Source organism: Campylobacter sp. VBCF_01 NA2 (assembly GCF_027797205.1).
Taxonomy (GTDB): Bacteria; Campylobacterota; Campylobacteria; order Campylobacterales; family Campylobacteraceae; genus Campylobacter_B.
In genome coordinates this window covers 713,396-734,391 of the sequence record NZ_CP115607.1, presented here as the reverse complement: position 1 = coordinate 734,391, position 20,996 = coordinate 713,396, and the positions used below count along the sequence as shown (strand labels likewise).

The 20,996-nt window shown below is 42.1% G+C and carries 20 protein-coding genes; 10 read left to right on the top strand and 10 right to left on the bottom strand.

Annotated elements, in window-relative coordinates; translation table 11 throughout:
* Positions 1–100: 100 nt before the first annotated feature.
* The 5 genes from PF027_RS03835 to PF027_RS03815 form a co-directional block, all read right to left on the bottom strand.
* Complete coding sequence (locus tag PF027_RS03835; RefSeq protein WP_270871891.1) at positions 101–934, bottom strand: hypothetical protein; 834 nt, start codon at positions 932–934, stop codon at positions 101–103.
* Between the two features lie 81 nt (positions 935–1,015).
* Positions 1,016–1,612 carry a hypothetical protein gene (locus PF027_RS03830; RefSeq protein ID WP_270877365.1) on the bottom strand — a complete coding sequence of 199 codons (597 nt, stop codon included), beginning with the start codon at positions 1,610–1,612 and terminating at the stop codon, positions 1,016–1,018.
* Between the two features lie 413 nt (positions 1,613–2,025).
* Positions 2,026–2,940, bottom strand: coding sequence for a cysteine synthase A (gene cysK, locus PF027_RS03825; protein WP_270861765.1), 915 nt, complete (start codon positions 2,938–2,940; stop codon positions 2,026–2,028).
* Between the two features lie 44 nt (positions 2,941–2,984).
* Positions 2,985–3,398: an RrF2 family transcriptional regulator gene (locus PF027_RS03820; protein WP_270858939.1), complete on the bottom strand. Its 414-nt coding sequence runs from the start codon at positions 3,396–3,398 to the stop codon at positions 2,985–2,987.
* 9 nt (positions 3,399–3,407) lie between these two features.
* On the bottom strand, positions 3,408–4,700 hold the full coding sequence (locus PF027_RS03815) for an O-acetylhomoserine aminocarboxypropyltransferase/cysteine synthase family protein (RefSeq protein WP_270871893.1): 1,293 nt from the start codon (positions 4,698–4,700) through the stop codon (positions 3,408–3,410).
* A 202-nt stretch (positions 4,701–4,902) separates the two neighbouring features.
* Between PF027_RS03815 and PF027_RS03810 the strand changes: the two genes are divergently transcribed.
* From PF027_RS03810 to PF027_RS03765, 10 genes are all read left to right on the top strand, one after another.
* Positions 4,903–5,235: a hypothetical protein gene (locus PF027_RS03810; protein ID WP_270871894.1), complete on the top strand. Its 333-nt coding sequence runs from the start codon at positions 4,903–4,905 to the stop codon at positions 5,233–5,235.
* Between the two features lie 121 nt (positions 5,236–5,356).
* Positions 5,357–6,070, top strand: coding sequence for an SIR2 family NAD-dependent protein deacylase (locus tag PF027_RS03805; RefSeq protein ID WP_270871895.1), 714 nt, complete (start codon positions 5,357–5,359; stop codon positions 6,068–6,070).
* The gene (locus PF027_RS03800) at positions 6,051–6,671 is read left to right on the top strand and encodes an HAD family hydrolase (protein ID WP_270876217.1); all 621 of its coding nucleotides are present in this window, start codon (positions 6,051–6,053) and stop codon (positions 6,669–6,671) included. Before PF027_RS03805 ends, PF027_RS03800 begins: the two co-directional genes overlap by 20 nt.
* A gap of 60 nt (positions 6,672–6,731) precedes the next feature.
* The gene (locus tag PF027_RS03795) at positions 6,732–7,634 is read left to right on the top strand and encodes a polyprenyl synthetase family protein (RefSeq protein ID WP_270876218.1); all 903 of its coding nucleotides are present in this window, start codon (positions 6,732–6,734) and stop codon (positions 7,632–7,634) included.
* Positions 7,634–8,941 carry a glutamyl-tRNA reductase gene (hemA, locus tag PF027_RS03790; RefSeq protein ID WP_270858945.1) on the top strand — a complete coding sequence of 436 codons (1,308 nt, stop codon included), beginning with the start codon at positions 7,634–7,636 and terminating at the stop codon, positions 8,939–8,941. The genes PF027_RS03795 and hemA overlap by 1 nt, the downstream gene beginning before the upstream one ends.
* Entirely contained in the window at positions 8,931–10,640 is a 1,710-nt protein-coding gene (locus PF027_RS03785; RefSeq protein WP_270876219.1) for a proline--tRNA ligase, read from the top strand. Before hemA ends, PF027_RS03785 begins: the two co-directional genes overlap by 11 nt.
* A 24-nt stretch (positions 10,641–10,664) precedes the next feature.
* A complete protein-coding gene (locus PF027_RS03780; RefSeq protein ID WP_270871898.1) occupies positions 10,665–11,456 on the top strand; it encodes a DUF3298 and DUF4163 domain-containing protein in 792 nt (263 codons plus the stop codon).
* A gap of 69 nt (positions 11,457–11,525) precedes the next feature.
* A complete protein-coding gene (locus tag PF027_RS03775) occupies positions 11,526–12,506 on the top strand; it encodes an agmatine deiminase family protein (RefSeq protein WP_270871899.1) in 981 nt (326 codons plus the stop codon).
* Positions 12,507–12,522: 16 nt separating this feature from the next.
* Complete coding sequence (locus tag PF027_RS03770; protein WP_270871900.1) at positions 12,523–13,461, top strand: carbon-nitrogen hydrolase; 939 nt, start codon at positions 12,523–12,525, stop codon at positions 13,459–13,461.
* Positions 13,462–13,470: 9 nt separating this feature from the next.
* Positions 13,471–14,457: a DUF3137 domain-containing protein gene (locus PF027_RS03765; protein ID WP_270871901.1), complete on the top strand. Its 987-nt coding sequence runs from the start codon at positions 13,471–13,473 to the stop codon at positions 14,455–14,457.
* A 364-nt stretch (positions 14,458–14,821) separates the two neighbouring features.
* Here PF027_RS03765 and msrB read toward each other — a convergent pair whose 3' ends face one another.
* The 5 genes from msrB to cybH all read right to left on the bottom strand — a co-directional run bounded on the left by msrB (position 14,822) and on the right by cybH (position 20,994).
* Positions 14,822–15,853, bottom strand: coding sequence for a peptide-methionine (R)-S-oxide reductase MsrB (gene msrB, locus PF027_RS03760; protein WP_270877364.1), 1,032 nt, complete (start codon positions 15,851–15,853; stop codon positions 14,822–14,824).
* Positions 15,854–15,937: 84 nt separating this feature from the next.
* A complete protein-coding gene (gene hypF, locus PF027_RS03755; protein ID WP_270871903.1) occupies positions 15,938–18,232 on the bottom strand; it encodes a carbamoyltransferase HypF in 2,295 nt (764 codons plus the stop codon).
* Positions 18,222–19,784 carry a hypothetical protein gene (locus PF027_RS03750; RefSeq protein WP_270871904.1) on the bottom strand — a complete coding sequence of 521 codons (1,563 nt, stop codon included), beginning with the start codon at positions 19,782–19,784 and terminating at the stop codon, positions 18,222–18,224. Before PF027_RS03750 ends, hypF begins: the two co-directional genes overlap by 11 nt.
* Positions 19,781–20,329, bottom strand: a complete 549-nt coding sequence (locus PF027_RS03745; protein ID WP_270858957.1) for a HyaD/HybD family hydrogenase maturation endopeptidase — start codon at positions 20,327–20,329, stop codon at positions 19,781–19,783. Before PF027_RS03745 ends, PF027_RS03750 begins: the two co-directional genes overlap by 4 nt.
* On the bottom strand, positions 20,326–20,994 hold the full coding sequence (cybH, locus tag PF027_RS03740) for a Ni/Fe-hydrogenase, b-type cytochrome subunit (protein WP_270861780.1): 669 nt from the start codon (positions 20,992–20,994) through the stop codon (positions 20,326–20,328). Before cybH ends, PF027_RS03745 begins: the two co-directional genes overlap by 4 nt.
* Positions 20,995–20,996 lie beyond the last annotated feature (2 nt).

Genomic DNA, 20,996 nt, shown 5'->3' with positions numbered 1-20,996 from the left:
GGGCTTGGTCGCTGTCTAAATTTAACTCTTTTTCTTTTAAGTTTGTATTTGACATTTTTTATTCCTTTTTAAATTTTAATTATTTGTTGAGCGAGATAAGCTATTTGCCTATCCATTGCCACCGCCATTGCTTTTTATTAATTCCGTCGTTATTTATAGGAATTTCATAAATCCAAATAGCATTAGAAATGCCACCTTTGTGTCCGTCACGAAATTTTTCTATTTCAGATTTTATTTCTTGTAAATCACTGTCCGCACAAACAAGTTCATCTGGTGTTTTGTAGCATTTATCGATATATACGAAAGTTTTCTTTTTTCTACAATACTTACTTTTACCAAGCAATCTACCAACAAAACTAGTAGGTATTTCACACTCTTTTATCTCAAAAGCGTCGGAAGGGTAAATCGAAAAATTCTTTATATCGTCAAATATTACAGTTTTTCCAACAGGATAATTAATCTTGCTAAATCCCGCATAAACCCAATTCCCGTGACTTTCTTTGTTATAGTCGGCGATAATTTGAGCGTCTTCTTTGTAGTAAGGAATTTTTTCGTTTATATTTACGATTTCTTGTGTTATGTCTTTTATATCAAAATTATTTGATATTCCTTGAAGTAAATCAAAAGTCCCATTATCATCTATATGAGAATTTATGATTTCGGATATTTCCAAAATCATTTCGTCCATAGCCAAATTTTTATCTAACTCGTAAAATTTGTTGCCATGATTTTCTTGGTTGTAGCTTTCTATAATATAGACTTTAAATTCAAACTCATCTTGTGTAAAAATTTGCAACAACTCATCTTTGGTTAAAATTTTATGATGTCTAAAACTATAACCAATGAAATTCAAATACCCAATAATCGGCAATCCAACTATGGCAATAATCGATAAAGCAATAAGTAGAATTTTGGTCTTTTTATGAATTTTCATATAATAATTTCCTTTGTAAATTTTGTGCTGACTTGTTTTTCGTATTTTTTCCCTTTGATTTTAAAATTTAAGCCAGATAGCCTATCTCCACACGCCTCTGGCACGCACTTCGCCACTTATGCAAATTCCATTTCGCATGACGCAGTTATTTTGGGAGCTCTTAGCTCTTTGTGTGGTTAGGTGCTGTGGCACTGGCGCAGGTTTGGCGACTCTGTTTTGCTCATGCGCGCCAAAGCGGCGCCCTCGGTGCTCCTCGTAGCGTGGCGGTAGTGGTCTGCGTCGTAGATTGCCCTCCTCTATGATAGTGATACCATTGCCGAAATTCTGTTCGTAGCGGTATCTTGGCGGGTGATTTACATAGACCTTTTTTTCTGGTTGGATTATGATTATGTTTTGTTCGCTCTCTTTTTTAGGTTCTGGGACAGGCTCTGGCTTTGGCAGGGCTTGCAAATCAAAATTTTGCGCGAGCCTAGTCGTATCATAACCGCCAAAACCGGTTATGTTTTTTAGCTGATTTTCATCTGTGATTTCGCGCGATTTGCGGTAGTTTATGAGCATGTCCGCCCTGCCCGCATCAAGCCCGCCAATGGTCATTAGCTCGTATCTAGTCGCGTCGTTTATGTTGATTTTGCCCCACAAAGAAGCGCACAAAAATAAAAAAACAAAAAGCTTTTTCATAACTTTCCTTTTTATGAAATTTAGCCAAATTCTAGCGCAAATTTTGATAATAATGTGTAAATTTATGGAATTTCAATTTCGCAAATTTAGCGTTTGGAATTTTAAACTCGTAGATTGCTTCGTCGCTCCGCTCCTCGCAATGACAAATTAAACAAATTTGCTCGCTAGTGTCATTGCGAGAATTTGCGTAGCAAATTCGAAGCAATCTACGGAATTTAAAATTTCGGCGCAGTGTTTTGGCGGAATTTATTAAAATTTTATGAATTTCGCAAATTTAGCGTTTGGAATTTTAAACTCGTAGATTGCCACAGCGACTTTGTCGCCTCGCAATGACAGCAAATTTAGCGTTGGAATTTTTTCGTAGTAAAAAGCAAATTTGCGAATTATAAAATTCGCAAATTTGAAATTAAATTTTATTTGAATAAATCGGTAGAAAGGTATCTCTCGCCTGTGTCATTTAGCGTGGTTACGATGATTTTGCCACGATTTTCGAAGCGATTGGCGACGATGTTTGCCGCATAGACATTTGCGCCGCTTGAAATGCCCACTAGCAAGCCCTCTTTTTGCGCCAAAGTCTTTGCAGTCTCGAAAGCTGCGCCATTTGCGACAGCGATATACTCATCGATTATATCTAAATTTAGGTTTTTCGGTATGAAATTTGCGCCGATTCCTTGGATTTTGTGACTTCCAGCACACCCCCTACTAGCTAATGGCGACGAATCAGGCTCGACCGCGATTACCTTTAAATCAGGGTTTTGCTCTTTGAGATATTTCGCTGTCCCGCTTAGCGTGCCTCCTGTGCCAAATCCAGCGACTAGGATATCGACTTTGCCGTCTGTATCGCGCCAAATCTCAGGGCCAGTGCTCTCATAGTGGGCTTGTGGGTTAGCCGGGTTGTCAAACTGGCTTGGGATAAAGGAATTTGGGTTTTCCTCGGCTAGTTCGTTTGCCTTATCCACGGCACCCTTCATGCCAAATTGCGGATCTGTGAGCACGATTTTCGCACCAAAAGCCGCGATTAGCTTTTGTCTTTCGATACTCATCGAACTTGGCATTGTTAGGATTAGTTTTAGCCCCATTTTCGCAGCTACCATGGCTAGTCCTACGCCTGTATTTCCGCTGGTTGGCTCGATTAGGATTGTGTCTTTGTTGATGAGATTTTGCACGAAGGCGACCTTGATGATATTCCACGCGATACGGTCTTTGACTGAGTGGCTTGGGTTTAGAAACTCAGCTTTTGCAAGTATTGTCGCGTTTTTTGAAAAGGTATTAATCCTAACTAACGGAGTGTTGCCGATTAGATCTGTTACATCGTTTGCTATTTTCATTTTTTTCCTTTTTTTATCGTTGTGAAACTGTGCGCAGCCTCAAATCAAATACTAAAATCTAAAAATTTAGTGCTTTCTTCCTTGTATTCTTCAAATTTGCTAATTGATTTGTTGAAAATTTCTAGCAGTTTTTCATCATACTCTTTGAAAAAAAACTCTAAATTTGGGTTTAATAGCTTCAAATTCGTAAGCTTAAAGTCCTTCTCCATAGCCTTGAAAACATCGGCAAATGTGATATCCTCGATATCGCGCGAGAGATAATATCCGCCGTTTTTGCCCTTTATACTCTCAATCAACCCGCCGCCTCTAAGGCCGTTTAAAATCTGCTCCAAATAGTTTTTTGAAACCAAAATTCTATCTGAAATTTCGCTAATGCTAATCGGCGAAATTTCGCTAGCTTTGGCGATTTCTAAAATCGCCATTAAGCCATAAACGCCTTTTGTAGATAAAAGTGCCATATATTCCCCTTATTTCGTTGCTTTTTCGATTGCGTTTTTAAGATCATTAATCAAATCGTCAGTGTCTTCTAGCCCCACGCTAAGCCTAATTAGCCCCGGAGTAATCCCAGCGCTTAAAAGTTCCTCGTCGCTTGATTGCGAGTGAGTTGAACTTGCTGGGTGAGTTATGACGGATTTGCTATCGCCGATATTTACGACAACGGCGAAAATTTTCACCTCTCGCATGATATCATCGGCTACTTTTCTGCTTCCAGCATCAAAGCACAAAAGCCCGCTACATAGCCCCTCGGTGAAATTTTCGCTCACAAATTTATTTAGTGGCGAGCTTTTTAGTCCTGGGTAATTTACGCTTTTTATCGCTGGGTGAGATTCTAAAAATTCGGCGATTTTTTGCGTTTTGCGAGAGTGTTCTTTAACCCTCACGCTTAGGGTTTCAAGCCCCTGAATCAACTGCCACGCGCTAAATGGGCTCATCGTCGCACCGATATCGCGAAGCAAACCAAGGCGAATTCGAAGCGTGAAAATGTCGAAATTTTCTACCAAATCTGTATAAACTAGCCCATGATAGCTCTCATCAGGCTCGTTGAAATCAGCATATCTTGGATTAGCTAGGATTTTTTTGTTTGTGCTAGCCCCGCTTACGACAGCACCTGCGATGGTTAGCCCTTGACCGCTGATATACTTGCTCGCACTATGCACGACGATATCGGCGCCTTTTTTGATAGGATTAAACAGCACTGGCGTGGCGACTGTGTTATCCACAATGCTGATAATGCCGTATTTATCGGCAATTTCGATAATTTTATAAAAATTTGGAATTGCCACTTGCGGATTTGAAAGCGTTTCGAAGAAAATCGCCTTTGTTTTCTCATCAATCAAGCTTTCTAAATCGTCCGCGCTATCTGCGTCAAACATACGCGTCTCAATGCCAAATTTTTTAAGCGTATGGAGCATTAAATTTGAAGTTCCGCCATAGACCTTTTGCGCCATGATGATATTATCGCCCGCACTTGCGACATTTGCGACTGCATAAAACGAAGCGGCTTGACCGCTAGCAGTGCCAATCGCCGCCACGCCACCTTCAAGGGCTGCAATGCGCGCCTCGAAAATATCGACCGTTGGGTTATTTAAGCGCGTATAAATGGGACCAAGGCTTTGCAATGCAAACCTAGCTGCCGCCTCCTCGCTCGTGCCAAAGTCAAACGCTGTGGTTAGATAGATCGGCACCGCCATAGAACCACAGCCCTCTTTAGAGCTGTATCCTGCGTGAGTTGCTAGTGTTTCGAAGTTAAATTCCGCCATCTTTCCTCCTTAAAATTTAAAATTTTAAAGAGATTATAACACTTATTTACAAACAAGTCAATAGAGAAAATATATTTTATAAATTCCCTATTTAAAGTGTTTTGAAAAAAATATAGTTTTAATAATATATAGGAAAAATATGCAAAATAAAAAATAAAGCTAAATTTGGTATAATCGCACTTTTGATTTCAAAGGATAAAATTTGAGCCAAATAAATGAAAAAAGCGATCGTATCAAATACATCCGCGCCTTAGAGCGCTTCGCAAAATCGGCAATTTCGATTTTGAAACGAGATGATTTTGACGAGAATTTATTTAAAATTCGCGTGATAAAAAACTACGAAGTTTTAAAAAAAGTGGAAGCTGTTTATTTAGATCAGCCCTACACGAAATCGCTCGAAAACTTCGTCAAATCGGTCCTAGCGCACAAGAGCAAAGACGAACTGATAAAAGAGGCAAATTTGCTAGAAAAACTCAAAAATTCAAAAACTTACAAAAAAGAGAAGCACAAGGGCAAATTTAACGATGAATTTTAAAGTAAAATTAGCGCGCAAAGCGCGCCACTACTAGCGTCGGCCTGGTGGGGGCGCGGGGGCGGGTGGCCATCGCAACTCTGAGCGCCGCCCCCACAAAAAAATAAAATTTATGGAGTAAAAAATGAAAAAAGTATTGATTTTAAGCGGGGCTGGGCTGAGTGCAGCTAGCGGGCTTCGCACATTTAGGGAGAGTGGCGGACTTTGGGAGCAATACAGCGTGGCAGAGGTTTGCTCGGTGCCTGGGTTTTTAAAAGATAGAGCGAAGGTGCTTAAATTTTACGATGAGCGCAGGGCGCAATTAGCGGGTTGCGAGCCAAATTTAGCCCACTACACAATCGCAAAATTAAAAAAAGAATTTGGAGAAAAAATCGTCGTGCAAACCCAAAATGTCGATGATCTGCTAGAACGCGCAGGTTGCGAGGGTGTAATTCATTTGCACGGATTTTTGCCCGAAATTCGCTGTGAGGCGTGCGGACATGTCCAAAACATCGGCTACGCGCCAATTAAGGAGCAAATTTGCGGAAAATGTGGGAGCCCTAAAATGCGCCACAATATCGTTATGTTTGGCGAGCAAGCCCCACACTATGCTGATTTATACGAGGCACTGCAAGAGTGCGAAATGTTCGTCTGTATCGGCACGAGCGGGGAAGTGCTCGATGTAGCAGGCTATACAAGATACTTTAAAATCAGTGTTTTAAACAACCTTGACGCCTCGCGAATCGATAAATTTTTCGATAAAAGCTACATCGAAAGTGCAGTAACCGCTGCGCCAAAATGGGAGAGCGATATTAGAAAATTTTTGCAAGGCGAGGCGCATGAAAACGATAATCTTTGATATGGACGGCACGCTACTTGATAGCAAAAAGGCCATTTGCGAGAGTATAAATTTCACTAGAAACCGCCTTAACCTCGCACCTTTGGAGCATGATTACATAATGAGCGTGATAAACGATCCCGCGCAAAACCCCTTTATCGCGCTATATGGCAGGGCGAGCGTGAGCGCGGAGTTAGGGGCTGAATTTATGGCTGTGTATATGGGGAATTACCGCAAATTTGCCCTGCCCTATCCTGGGATTTTGGATTTGCTAAAAAAATGCAAAAATGCTGGCTTTTTCGTCGCCCTAGCCTCAAACGCCCCACAAGCTAGCCTTGCTAGCATAGCCGAATTTACGGGGCTAAGCGAGTTTTTTGACTTTATCGTGGGCGAGAGCGAGAGAGTGCCGCACAAACCAGATCCTGCTATGATTTTAGAAGTTTTGAAAAATAGCAAATTTAAAAAGGCGATTTTTTTAGGTGATAGCAAAAAGGACGAATTTGCCGCCAAAAGGGCAAATATCCAGTATCTGCAAGTAAGCTGGGGTATGGGCGAGTTTAGAGAGGGTGTAAAAAACGCAAAAACGCCAGAGCAAGCGTGGGAGATTATCGATAAATTCTAGCTTGGATTAAATTTAATTTTGCTATAATCGCTAAATTTTTTATCAAAAAAGAAAGAAATAATGGACAAAATCGATCAAATTATGCAAAATTTCATCGCTAGTTGCGGATACAGCGTGGCTAGCGAAATGTTTTTGACTCTTAGTTCAGGCAAAAAACTGCGCTCAAAACTGCTTTTAAATATCGCCGGAGAGAGCGAAGAGAGCCTAAGACTATGCGCTATTACCGAGCTTATTCAGGCTGCTAGCCTGCTACATGATGATGTCATCGACGAAAGCGTAATGCGCCGCGGCAAGCCCTCAATCAACGCAACCCAGGGCTCTAAAAACGCCGTTATGCTCGGCGATATACTCTACTCCAAAGCTTACAGCGAGCTTTGCAAATTTCCCGCTTTCATCGCTACTTCGCTAAGCTCGGCTGTCACCAAACTCGCAATCGGCGAAATGATGGATGTAAAAATGTCGCAAAATTTTAACTCCGACGCCCAAAAATACACCCAAATGATTTATTACAAAACCGCCGTTTTCATCGAGGAAGTGGCAAGAAGTGCGGCGTATTTGAAATTTGGCGAGGGTGCGGAGGTAGAAAAATTTGGCGAATATGGCAAAAATTTAGGCCTTGCCTTTCAAATAATCGATGATATTTTGGATATCACGCAATCAAGCGAAGTGTTAGGAAAGCCAAATTTAGGGGATTTCAAAGAGGGAAAAACTACGCTAGCGTATATTTATCTATACGAGAATTTGGACGAAAATGATAAAGAAAAACTAAAATCACTTTTCAAAAAAGAGCTAAACGAGGACGAAATTTCGTGGCTTAGGGCAAAATTTAGCGAGTATAAAATCATCGAGCGTTGCATAAATGAAGCGAAATTTTTAGGCACTAGCGCAATAGAAGCGATAAAAGATTTCAAAAACGAAAAACTTATACAAATCGCTGAAAATATGATAAATAGGGAGTTTTAATGGCTTATATGAGTGTGAGTTTTACTCACAAAAACACAGACATTACAGTGCGTGAAAAGCTATCTTTCACAAACGATGTGCGAAAAAAAGAAATTTTACGACTTTTGTGCTCGAACGCGAGTATCAAAGAGTGCATGGTGCTAAATACCTGTAACCGCGTGGAAATTTTCGCTAGTGTAAGCGATTATGAGGCTGCGTCGAAATTTACCCTACTTGCGCTATCTCGCGTCAGTGGCGTGGGGCTAGATGAGCTAGAAACTAGGGCTGATTTATACGATGATGATGGCGCGATTCATCATCTTTTTTCGGTCGCAAGCTCGCTTGATAGCCTAGTTGTCGGCGAAACGCAAATCGTAGGCCAGCTAAAAGATGCGTATAAATTTGCGCTTGAAAACAACAACACAGGCGAGGATATCAAAAGCGCAATCGACGCTTCGCTAAAATGCGCCGCTAGCGTGCGCACAAAAACCGAAATTTCCAAAAACCCAGTATCTGTTTCAAGCGTGGCAGTATCCATGGCAAAGGAAAAGCTAGGCTCGCTTCAAGGCGAGGAAGCCATAGTGTGCGGGGCTGGCGAAATGAGCGAGCTAGCGTGCAAACACCTGCTCGCAAGTGGCGCGAAGATTACAATTTTAAACCGAAATTTAAAAAATGCCGAAAATTTAGCCAAAAGCCTAGGTGAAGGCGTGAAATTTGATAGCCTTGAAAACCTAAAAAAATATGTCAATATCAATAGACTATTTTTCAGCGCGACAAGCTCCGCTACGCCAATAATCACCGACGAAATCATTGAAGCCAAAAATTTCAAACGCTACTTTTTCGATATCGCCGTCCCGCGCGACATAGAGCTAAGCCAAAGCGAGGATATCGTCGTATATAGCGTCGATGATTTAGAAGAAATCGTCAAAAACAACCTAATCTTGCGCGAGGAGCAGGCCCACAACGCCTATGCGATCATTGGGGCGCAAACCAGCGAGTTTTTCGATAGCCAAAACGCCAAAGCAGCCACCCCACTCATCAAGGCCCTACGCGCCAAAGCCAGGGATATAGCCGAAATCGAGCTAGAAAAAGCTATCAAAAAGGGCTATTTAAAAAACAGCGACAAAGAAGAAGCCAGGAAGCTAATTCACCAAGTTTTCAAATCATTTTTGCACACGCCAACGACAAATTTGAAAAATTTAAAAAGCAAGGACGAGATTGATTTCGCGACAAATTCGTTAAATGAAATTTTCGCCCTTAAAGAAAATTACGAAAAATTTTTAGACTACGAAAATAGCAAAACAATGGAGAATAAAAATGAAATTTAGCAAACTTTTTGCACCGACATTTAAAGAAGCGCCAAAAGACGCTATTTTGCCAAGCCATATTTTCTTGCTTAGGGCAGGATTTATCGAGCAGTTAGGCAGCGGACTTTATAATTTTATGCCGTTAGGAAAAATGGTTTTAAACAAAATCACGCAAATCGTGCGCGAGGAGATGAATAACGCAGGCGCGCAAGAAGTCGCATTTAGCGTGGTTACACCAGCTGATGCGTGGAAGGCAAGTGGCAGGTATAACAAATACGGCAAAGAGCTTTTGCGCCTAAAAGACCGCAAAGAAAATGACTTCGTCCTAAGCCCGACAAACGAAGAAAGCGCCGTGCTAATGGTAGCCAATAAAATCACCAGCTACAAGCAACTCCCGCTTCATATCTACCAAATAAACACCAAATTTAGAGATGAAGCTAGACCTCGCTTTGGGTTACTTCGCGGTAGAGAATTTACGATGAAAGACGGATATAGTTTCCATGCAAACGAGGCTGATTTGAAGCGCGAATTTGATCTCATGGAGCAAACTTACACCAAAATTTTCACCCGTCTTGGGCTAAATTTCCGTGCCGTCGAAGCCGATAGTGGCGCAATCGGCGGAAGCGGAAGCAAGGAATTTATGGTTTTAGCGGATAACGGCGAGGACGATATTTTGGTTTGCGCCAACTGCTCTTATGCTGCTAATATCGAAGCAGCGCACCGCGCTAAACGCACAGCCCCTTGCGAAGCGCCAGAGACCGAGGGTATGATGAAATTTCACACGCCAGGCACCAAAACAATCGAGAGCGTGGCTGAATTTTTCAAAGTGGATAAATTTTTTACAATCAAAGCCGTGATGAAAAAAGCAATCTACGAAGATAGCGCAAAAATCGTGGTTTTCTTCGTGCGAGGCGACGATGATTTGCAAGAGACAAAGGCGCAAAACGCTTGTGGCGCGCTAGAACTAATCGACGCAGATGAGAGCGAAGTTAGGGGAGCCGGGCTTGTGCCAGGGTTTTGCGGGCCATTTGGACTGCCAAGAGATATTGATTTTTACATAGACGCTGAGCTTGAAAACGAGCGCGAAATGATAGCTGGGGCAAACGAAGAAAACTACCATTTAATCGGTTGCGCGGTTACGAATTTTAACAAAACTCGCTTCAAAGACTTAACCGAAGTCAAAGCTGGGGATAAATGCCCGTGCTGTGGGGGCGAACTGCGCGTTACAAAGGGCATTGAAGTAGGACACATTTTCCAGCTAGGACAGAAATACTCAGACCCTATGGGGGCGAAATTTTTAGACGAAAACGGCAAAACACAGCCATTTTTCATGGGTTGCTATGGTATCGGCGTGAGCCGTCTAGTCGCAGTCGCAGTCGAGTCTAGCCACGATGAGAAGGGTTGCGTGTGGAGCAAAGAGCTATCGCCTTTTGCGCTAGAAATCATCATTTCAAATGCAAAAGATGAAAATATCGTCAATTTTGCGACCGAACTTTACGAGAAATGCCGAAATTTGGGCATTAACGCTTTGCTTGATGATAGAAACGAACGCTTTGGCGTTAAGATGAACGATTACGAGCTTATGGGCTTTCCATACGCCCTGCTAGTCGGCAAAGGCTTGGCTAATGGTGAAGTAGAGTTTATCGAGCGCAAAAACCTAGAAAAACAAAGCGTTAGCGTGGATAAAATTTTGGATTTGATTAAAGAAAAGTTGGCGTAAATTTTGTAAATTTAAAGGAAAAAAATGAAAAAACTTGCCACAATTGCGCTGTTTGCGCTGTTTTCTTACGCGCAGATTAACCCTCAGTCCCAGGAGCTGTATTCAGACGATGCGCACAGCTACACCCTAGTTCAAACCGGCAACGAAAATTTAGACATTTTACTAAAAAACCGCCTGTTTGGGATTTGCGAGGGCGAGAGTATCGACGAGAGATGCGCGCTTTTGCTAAAAAGCTTGGACGCGAAAAAATACGCCACAAGTTTAGTAGAACAATCCAAAGCCCAAGCCGATAAAGAAATGGCTCAAAATGGCGATTTGGACTTTCATAGCGAATTTAGCGCCGAGCAGAGTTTTGTCTCTCAAATCGGCAACCTAGCCCAAATCAAGCAGTTTTCATACTCGTATTCCGGCGGAGCGCACGGCATGGAGCACACGAGCTATATCATCTACGATTTAGCCGCAGACAAAAAAATCGACATTACAAATGTCCTAATCGGCGCGGTTAGCGTGGAGCCCCTATACAAGGAGATTTTCAAGGGTTACAAGGATATGCTTCGCGCAGATATCATAGCCTCGCAGCCAAACTGCGACAAAGCCTGCCAAGAGCGCGATATTACGGAGTTTATCAAGACATTTTGGGTGGATAATCTGCCAGAAGATATCGTTTTTAAAAGCGAATTTTATTTCGCCAAAGAGGGCGTGGCGTTTGTCTTCGCGCCGTATTTCATCGCGCCGTATGCTATGGGCGAGCCCGAAATCATCGTGCCTTACGAAAATTTAAAAGGCATTTTCAAAGAGGAATTTTTGAAATTTTAACAAATTTAGCGTAAAATTTTACGCTAAATTTTACATAAAATTCAACGCAAATTTAATTTTGGAGAGAAAATGAGAGCATTTGCAGAGTGGGAAAATCAAAACGCGCTTTTAGTTTCACTGCCTCACGAGGACAGCGACTGGGCGCCGTATCTGGGCGAGATTAGTAGCGCTTATACGCACTTTATCCGCGCTGTGGCGCAGTTTCAGCCGCTCATAGCTATCGCACCAAAACGAGCAATATTCGACAAAGTGTGTGGCGAAATAGACGAGAAATTCGCCGTTAATTTCGTGCAGATCCCTACAAATGACACCTGGATACGCGATTATGGCGCGATTGATGTCGAAAATGAGGGCAAGGTAGAGGCGCTAAATTTCACCTTCAACGCTTGGGGCGGGAAATTTGCGAGTGAAAAGGACAACGCACTAAATGCTACGCTTTATGAAATTTGGGGCAAAGCGCTGCGCGATGTCGATTTGATTTTAGAGGGCGGAAGTGTCGAATTTAATGGCGCTGGCGTGCTAATGACGACTGAGGAGTGCTTGCTAAATGACAACCGAAACGCCCTTAGCAAAGAAATTTTAGAGCAAAAGCTAGGCGAAATTTTTGGGCTAAAAAAAATAATCTGGCTTAAAGGCGGATTTATTCAGGGCGATGATACAGACTGCCATATCGACACGCTGGCTAGATTTGTGGGCGAAAATCTCGTTGCCGTGGCTTCATGCGATGATTCTAGCGACATACACTACCCTGCCCTGCGCTCGCTAAAAGAGCAGATTTTAGCACATGGATTCGAGGTTATCGAGCTTCCGCTTCCAGCGCCGATTTTTTACGAAAATAGGCGTTTGGGGGCGACTTATGCGAATTTCGTATTTGTAAATGGAGGACTTATCGTGCCTACTTATGGCGATAAAAACGACGAAATCGCGCTCTCTCGTCTTTCTTTGGCTTGCCCGGGGCGCAAGGTTGTTGGCGTAGATGCGCGGGTTTTTATCCGCCAAAACGGCTCGCTTCACTGCTCGTGTATGAATAAATTTAGCGATAAAATTTAAAATTTAAAGGCAAAAAATGAAAAATTTAAAAGTAGGACTAATCTCACACAAATTTTACGGCACCAAATCAGCCACGATAGCGCGCACTAAGGAGCTTATCGCAAAGGCGGCGCAAAAAGGGGCGAATTTAATCGTGCTTCAAGAACTCCACCAAACTCACTATTTTTGTCAGCGCGAAAACACCGAAAATTTCGACTATGCGGCGAATTTCGAAGACGATGTGAAATTTTGGGGCAGTATCGCCAAAGAATTTGGCGTAGTGCTTGTGGCTTCACTTTTTGAGCGCAGGAGTGCGGGGCTGTATCACAACACGGCTGTGGTTTTCGAGCACGACGGCAAAGTGCTTGGCAAATACCGCAAAATGCATATCCCAGACGATCCGAATTTTTATGAAAAATTCTATTTCACGCCCGGCGATATGGGCTTTGCGCCGATTGATACGAGCGTGGGAAGGCTCGGCGTGCTGGTGTGCTGGGATCAGTGGTATCCTGAGGCTGCGCGCGCAATGGCGCTTCGTGGGGCGCAGGTGCTAATCTATCCGACTGCGATTGGCTGGTTTATGGGCGATGAAAGCTCAGAGCGTGAGCGACAGTTAGAAGCGTGGGTTGCTGTGCAAAGAGGCCATAGCGTGGCAAACTCACTGCCTGTGATCGCTGTAAATCGCGTGGGATTTGAGAGTGCGGGACTTAGCGAAATTTTGCCAAATGCAGTTTTGGGAAATACTGCGCCTGCGATAACATGCGATGAGAGCGCAGAGGGGATTAAATTTTGGGGCAATAGCTTTGTTTTTGGAGCGCAGGGCGAAGAGCTATTTCGCGCAGGTAGCGAAAGCGAGCTTTGCGAGGTCGTGGAGATTGATATGCGGCGTTGCGAAAATGTGCGTAGGTGGTGGCCGTTCTTGCGCGATCGCCGAATTGATAGCTATGGCTCACTTCTAAAAAGATTTGATGATTAAGGAAATTTAGTGCATAAACCACCTAAGGATAATTACAACGGCATATCTTATGAGACTATGCAAGAGCTCGAATTCGAGCGACAGCGCATAAATAAAAAGCTAAGTTATATTTTATATTTTAGTATTTTTATTAGCTTTATTTTAACTTTTCTTTTTGGCTATTTTTTTGATGAGTTGGGATTTATTAGAACATTAATTTTAGTTTTGCCTATATTTCTTATCGTTTTTTCTATTTTATATCCTTTAATAAACTCGGATGTATCGAATATAAAGCCCAAATTTAAACACGCCGTTATAGAAAAAATCGTAAAAGACATAAACCCAAATTTCGCATATCGCCCGACCTCATCCATAGGCGAAAAGGAATTTTTCAAACCAAATCTTTATAATAGAGCGCAAGAAACTTGGTGGTTTAAGGGCGATGATTTTATAGATGGCAGGCATAATGGGGTTTATTTTAGGATGAGCGATATCGATTACTATGTGCTTCGAAGCGCGGGTAGAAGCGTCTATGCCAAACACCTATTTTTAGGAATTGTTTTTATCGCGAAATTTTATAAATTCTTTAACTCTCGCGTTTATATCATCCGAAAAAACAAAGACACTGGATATACGAGAAACTACGGGAAAAAGATAAATATCGATAATGTCGAATTTAGCGAACAATACGATGTTTATGCAGACGATGAGATAAGTGCCTTTTATATTTTATCGCATAGTTTTATGGAGGATTTTTTAAATTTAGCTAAGCGGATGAAATGCGAGATAAACGCCGTTTTTTACCGCGATAATCTCTATCTTTATATCAACAATAGGCGGGAAAATTTCGAAATAGATTTTGATATCTCGCAGACGCTAATCCCGATTATTTACAGAACGCATAAAAAAATGATTTTAGAAATTTTAAAAATAATAGATGATTTAAATTTAAATTCGAAAGTTTTCAAGCCTAGCTTGGGCTGGAATTCGGGCGAAAATTTGAGCGAAAATTCATAACGACTTTGGGCGCAAAATATCTAGCAATAATTTTAAACTTCGCTTGTTATGCTTTTTTACCCATTACAAGGCACTATGCAGAAATTTTATTTTCAAATCCAGCTTGCTACAAACTTGGATACTGCACCCGAAAATTTTATTGTATAAATTTTGCACATAAGTGTCATTGCGAGCAAAGCGAAGCAAAGCAATCGCCAAATTTCAAACTAAGCGCAGGGTAAATGGCAAAAATTTAAACTTTAAAATTCTGCCATTTTTACAGTTTGCAATTTAAAATTTGGCGAAATTTCGCACACAGTATTCACAAGTTGCAAAAGCAAAATTTTTGGCGCAGGTATCGAAGCTTGCGGACAGCGGAATTTTACTATTTCACATACGGGATAAACTCAGCGTATCCGCGCTCGCTCATTTTTTCAAGCGGGATAAATTCGAGCGAGGCGCCGTTTATGCAGTAGCGCAAACCGCCCTTTTCTTTGATACCGTCCTCGAAAACATGCCCCAAATGCGCCCCGCCAAGCCGCGAGCTAACCTCCGTGCGCACCATGCCGTGGCTCGTATCGCGCGCATAATCCAGCGCGTCGGTAGTAATCGGCTTAGAAAAGCTCGGCCACCCGCACCCTGCGTCGAATTTATCCGTCGAGCTAAAAAGCGGTTTTTTCGTAACGACATCGATATAAATGCCCTTTGCGTCGAGTTTATCAAATTCACTCGTATATGGGCGCTCCGTCGCCTTTTCTTGCGTCACGCTAAACTGCAACGGACTTAGCGAATTTTTTAGCTCGTCCTTGCTAGGAAGTGTAAAATTACTCTCGTCATAAAGCGGTTTGCTCGCCAAATTTAGATCGATATGACAATATCCATTTGGGTTTTTGCCAAGGTAGTTTTGGTGATACTCTTCTGCGCGCGCGTAATTGCGTAGTGGTGCGACCTCGACAGCGATTTTTTCCTTATATTTTTTTTGTTTTAAGGCGATGAAATTTTGCAAAAATTCCTTGTCGCTCTCGTTGGTATAATAGATCCCCGTGCGATACTGCCTGCCGACATCATTGCCCTGTTTATCGACGCTTATAGGGTCAATCACTCTGAAAAAATGCTCCAAAATCTCGGCAAATGCCACGACATTTTCATCAAATTTGATTTTTAGCGTTTCTGCGTGGTCAGTATTTTTAAGCGAATAATAATCCGTTTTTTCGCTATTGCCGTTTGCGTAGCCAACCTCGCTATCCACGACGCCCTTTACTCGCTTAAAATAGCCTTCCATACCCCAAAAACAGCCACCCGCTAAATAAATTTCTTTTAAATTTTGATTTTTGCTCTGCACGCTTTCGCCCTTTAAATTTATTTCATCTGCGCCCAAAAACAGCGCAAAACATAGTAAAAATTTTAAAATTTTCATCATTTTTGCCTTGTTTGATTAAAAATTCCCTGCGATTTTAGCGTAAAATTTTAAAATTTTAAGTTAGTTGATAAAATTTATTGATTATTTCAGGCGAGCGATATAGGCCATGAGTTGCCCGAGAGCCACGCCACTATCGTTACTCGGAGTATTTTTGTGCAGATGAAATTTCACCCCTGCCTCGCTAAAATTTCGCACTACCAAATCCAAAAGCGTAGCATTTTGAAAAACCCCACCACTTAGCACGACCTCTAAATTTCGCTCTTTTGCGATTTGAAGCATTATTTTAGCGAGCGCATTTATGAAATTTGACGCAGCCACGGCTGGCTCATCTTTTAGCGCGCTTAAAAAGGCATTTTTCACGCTAATTTTGCCGTTTATTATCTCAAATTTATATCGTTTTTCACTCTCGCTCGTGATTTTGCTCTCATTAAAGAGATTTTCCAAACTCATACCGCTTTGACCGTCGAAACTAACGCTTTTTAGGGCGCAAATCACGCTTGCAAAAGCGTCAAAAATGCGTCCAAGCGAGGTTGTCTTTGGCGAGCGCGGGGCGATTTTGGCTAGATTTGAAATTTCATTTTGGCTAAATTTCGCCAAAAACTCACTCGCCTCGCTTTCAATGCCAAATTTAAAAAACAGCGAAATTGCAAGTTTGTAGATATTTTTGATCGAGCTCTCACCACCGATTAAGGCAAAATCGTCGAAATGCAAAACCCTCTCATAGCCAAATTCGTCAAATTCCAGCACTTCGCCACCCCAAATCGCGCCATCTTCGCCATATCCCGTGCCGTCAAAGCTAAATCCGAGGTATTTTTTACCACTTCCAAGCAAATCATTATCCGCCAAATTCGCAACCAAATGCGCGTAATGGTGCTGAAATTTCGCCACTTCAAAGCCTAAATTTTCAAAATGTTTCGTATGCAAAAAATTCGGGTGCAGGTCGCCTATAACAGCGTCAAATTTCAAATCATAAGTTTTGATGAAAATATCCAAAAGCGCGAAAAATCGAGCATTTGTGGCGATATTTTTCAAATCTCCGATGTATGGGGAAATAAAAATTTGCCCGTCTTTGTATATTGCAAACTGGTTTTTTAGCTCTGCGCCAAGGGCGAGAAACGAGCCTTTATGAGTAAATTTGCTTTTGAAAATTTGCGGATTTAGCCCACGCGAAGTGCGTAAATATTGCGTAAAATTTTGCGTTAAATTTTGCGAATTTTGCTCCGTGGTTTCTGCGATACTCTGCGCCTGATTTCGCACCACAAAGCCCACGCTATCGTCGCTTGGCGTAATAATCTCTCTATCGTTATCCAAATAAAAATCAATCACACCGCCCAATTTTTGGCGCAAACTCGCCTCATCGTAAATTATCGGCTCGCCACTGATATTCGCGCTTGTAGCGATTAAGGGGCGATTAAAATACTCAAAAAGTAGCAAATGAATGCCAGTGTTAGCTAGAAAAATGCCAACCTTGCCTAAATTTGGCGCAACCGCCCTAGCAAGGGCTAAATTTTGCGGATTTTTTGATTTTTTAACCAAAACTATCGGCTTAATTTGCGAGTTTAAAAGCTCTTTTTCGCTCTGGCAAAACCGGGCAAATTTTTCAGCCATTTTCTCATCTTTACACATCACGGCAAATGGCTTATCAGGGCGATTTTTGCGAATTCGTAAGGTCGCTACGGCGTCTTCGTTTGTCGCGTCGCACATTATATGAAATCCGCCAAGCCCCTTTACAGCGACTATCTCGCCACGAGATAAAATTTCACAAAGCCTTTTAACAGCGTTTTCGCCAATACCCAAAATTTCGCCATTTTTGTTTTTCAAAAAGAGCTTTGGCCCACATTTTGCGCAAGCAATCGGCTCGGCGTGATAACGGCGATTTAGCGGGTCAGTGTATTCACCACCGCAAAATTCGCACATTTTAAACTGCGACATTGTCGTATTTGCGCGGTCATAAGGGAGTTTTTTGATGATACTAAGTCGCGGTCCGCAGTTCGTGCAGTTGATAAATGGGTAGCGGTAGCGTTTGTTTTGCGGGTCGTAAAATTCGCGCCTGCAATCATCACAAATGGCAAAATCAGGCAAAATGGGGTTAAATTTTTGCGTTTCTTGCGAGTGCGTGATTTTAAAATCACTATAAATTTTAGGCGCGATTTCAAAAATTTCAAATTTATCAATCCGCGCAAGTGGCGGAAGCTCGCCATAAATGCGCTCTTTAAGCCGTGCTATTTGCTCGCTCGTGGCGTTTGCGTGGATTTTCACGCCCTCGCCGTCGTTATAAACCTCGCCTTTTATGCCTAGATCGGTGCAAATGCGGTAGATAAATGGGCGAAAGCCCACGCCCTGCACAGCTCCTGCAATCTCGATTTTAACGCTCACAGCCTTGCAAACCCAAATATGCCGAGAAATCAAGGCGAGATTTGCCGAGCACGAGTGTGGCGATGTTTGCAAACCTGCGCTCGGCAAAGAGCGAACCGCTAAGCACGCCAGAATCGTATAATGCCTCGTTTGCGTCAGCCAAATCGCCGATAAATCTAGCCAACGTGTCGATTACGCCGTAGCTTAAAACCTTGTCATCGACCCCTGCTAGCTTGTAGCTCATCGCCGAACGAAGCGTTTTGGCGAAGTTAAAATCGCCGTTTTCTTTAAGCTCGAAGTCTAGTTTCATGCCCTTTTCGCCCAAAAACTCCCCAGCACACTCTAACAAATACTGCGCGTCTTTGCCAAAAATCACGCGAGAAAGCAGTTCAAAATAGCCATAAAAGCTAGGTTTGATTTCGCCAAAATCGGCATTTGCGCGCGCATAATCTAGGCTAAATTTTGCGCTAAAATTTGCCAAAAGTTTTGCGCCTGTCTCGTCGCTTTTGATTTCATCAAAAAGAGCGTCTAAATTCGCAGGCATAGCGAAATTTAGGAGCTTGCGCTTGGATTTGGCTTCGTAAATCGCAATCTCATCGGCACACTCTTTCGATACAAACACCCTCATCACGCGCGAATCAAAAATCTCTTTTTCCTTGCAAATAAGTCCAAAATGCGTAATTTCATCGCCAGAAGCAAGAAGCGTTTTTTCAGCCTCGCTCATAAACTCGTAATTTTTTGTGATAAGAAATCTATCCTCAATCACGCATAAATTTAAAAATTTATTTTTGTTTCCCTGTGCGCTGACATAGTAAATTTCATCATCTTCGAGCCGTTTAAAAAGCGCGAACGAAAAGAGATCGCTACACATTTTCACATCGAAAAATTTAGGCGATTTTGAGAAAGAGTTGCGAAAAACGCTGTTTGTTTTGAGGCGTAAAATCGGCTTTTCATATGTCGCAAGGGCGATTTTTTGCTTGTCATCGGTGATGAAAATTTTATTAAACGATTTTAGGCCAGTGGCGACCATAAAGTCTGAATTTTCGAAATTTAAATCAGCACTTAGGCTGAATTTCTCGCCATTTAGCGAAATTTGCAAAATTTGATTATGGCGCAAAATGCGGTAAGCATACTCGATTAACTTGCCAAAATTTTGCTTATTTGCAGCGACGAAACTCTCGCCGTCAAAGACGCTAACACCGCTTAAAACCCCAAATTCATTTTCTATAAATTCGCCACTTTGCAAAAATTCGTGAATTTGGCTTGGGGTAAAATTCGAAAATTTAGGCAAAAATTTAATCTCGTCGCTTCTGGCGCAAACTTCCTTCAAATCCCCTTCGCCAGATACCACCTCCACGCTCGATTTTGCCAAAAACGCAGAATTTGGGATAAGCGCCATAAATTTATCGCTGAATTCGAGTAGCTCTTTTTCATCTGCTTCGACATAGAGTGTGATTAAATTTTTGCCTAAATTTAGGGCGTATTTCAGCCCAGCCTTGCGCGCATAAAAATCCAAAAAATAGGCGATTAAGCCGTTGTTATTCAAATAATCAAATTTAAAAGAAATTATCAATTTTTGCCCTTAGAATCAAAATTTTCAGCGATATCGCGCACGCTTAAATTCCCAATTTTTTCGCACACAAAACCGCGAGAAGCGATAAAATCTATCGCCGTGCGCTCCATAATCTCGCTAGATTTCAGCACCTCATCGCTCACGCTAAAACTCATCGGCTCTATGCGCATTGGCACCACGGCTAGGATTTGCGTGCGTGGTCTATCGCCACAAAGATCTAGCATTTGCAAGGTTTCTAGCATCTCCACCTCGTGAGCCGAACCGCTCCATTTCACGCTTTTTGGCATAGCCTCGTAGTCGAAGAAATACACATCACCGATACTGCCCTCGTCTGCGTCGATACAATCAATCAGCAAAATTTCGTCGAATTCGACCAAAATGTGCATTAAAAGCGCAGCCAGCGTGCCTCCGTCGATGAATTCGATACTATCATCAGGTGAGTTTGGGGTGAATTTGTAGTTTTGTTGCAGTGCGTGCATAAAATGTACTCCGACACCTTCGTCGGAGTACATAATGTTACCTATACCGATAACACCTAATTTCATTTTTGAACCTTGAACTTATAGCCGCTAATGATAGCGTCCATAGCTCCGTCTTGTCCTTTTACAGCGTTGAAAACAGCCATATAAACATGCACAGGGATAAATAAAATAAGGAAATTCATCGATAAATGGTGGATAGTGCGAACCTCGCTTAGACCACCCATCATAGCCTCGATTGGGCGCATTAGATCATAAATCATACCGCCAAGTCCGCCATGATACATATGCACATGAAGCACAAGGCCAGTGATACAAATCAAGGCTAAAATGATGTAAAATGCCAAATACGCAATGAATTGCAAAGGATTATAAACGCCGTGCAAATGTGGGTGTTCGCCTAAAAATAGGTAAAATTTAATCTGCTCGATCCAAACCCTAGGATTGATAAAATCCTTAATACTAACTAGCTCTTTTCTGCTGTGTTTGTCGAACAAAAACAGATATGATTTGTAAAGCATAGCCGCCATTAGCACGAAACCTGCCACTAAATGCACGAAGCGAATTTTAGCTTGCAAGAATAAATTTGGCTCAGAGCTAATCTCTGGGGCTATGAAAACATAAGCCAAATAAAATCCAGTAATTACAAGTATGACGATAGCGATAGCGCGTATCCAATGGGTAAGGCGCAATCCTATCGAAAATTCATACTCGGCTTCTCTTTTTTTCATGG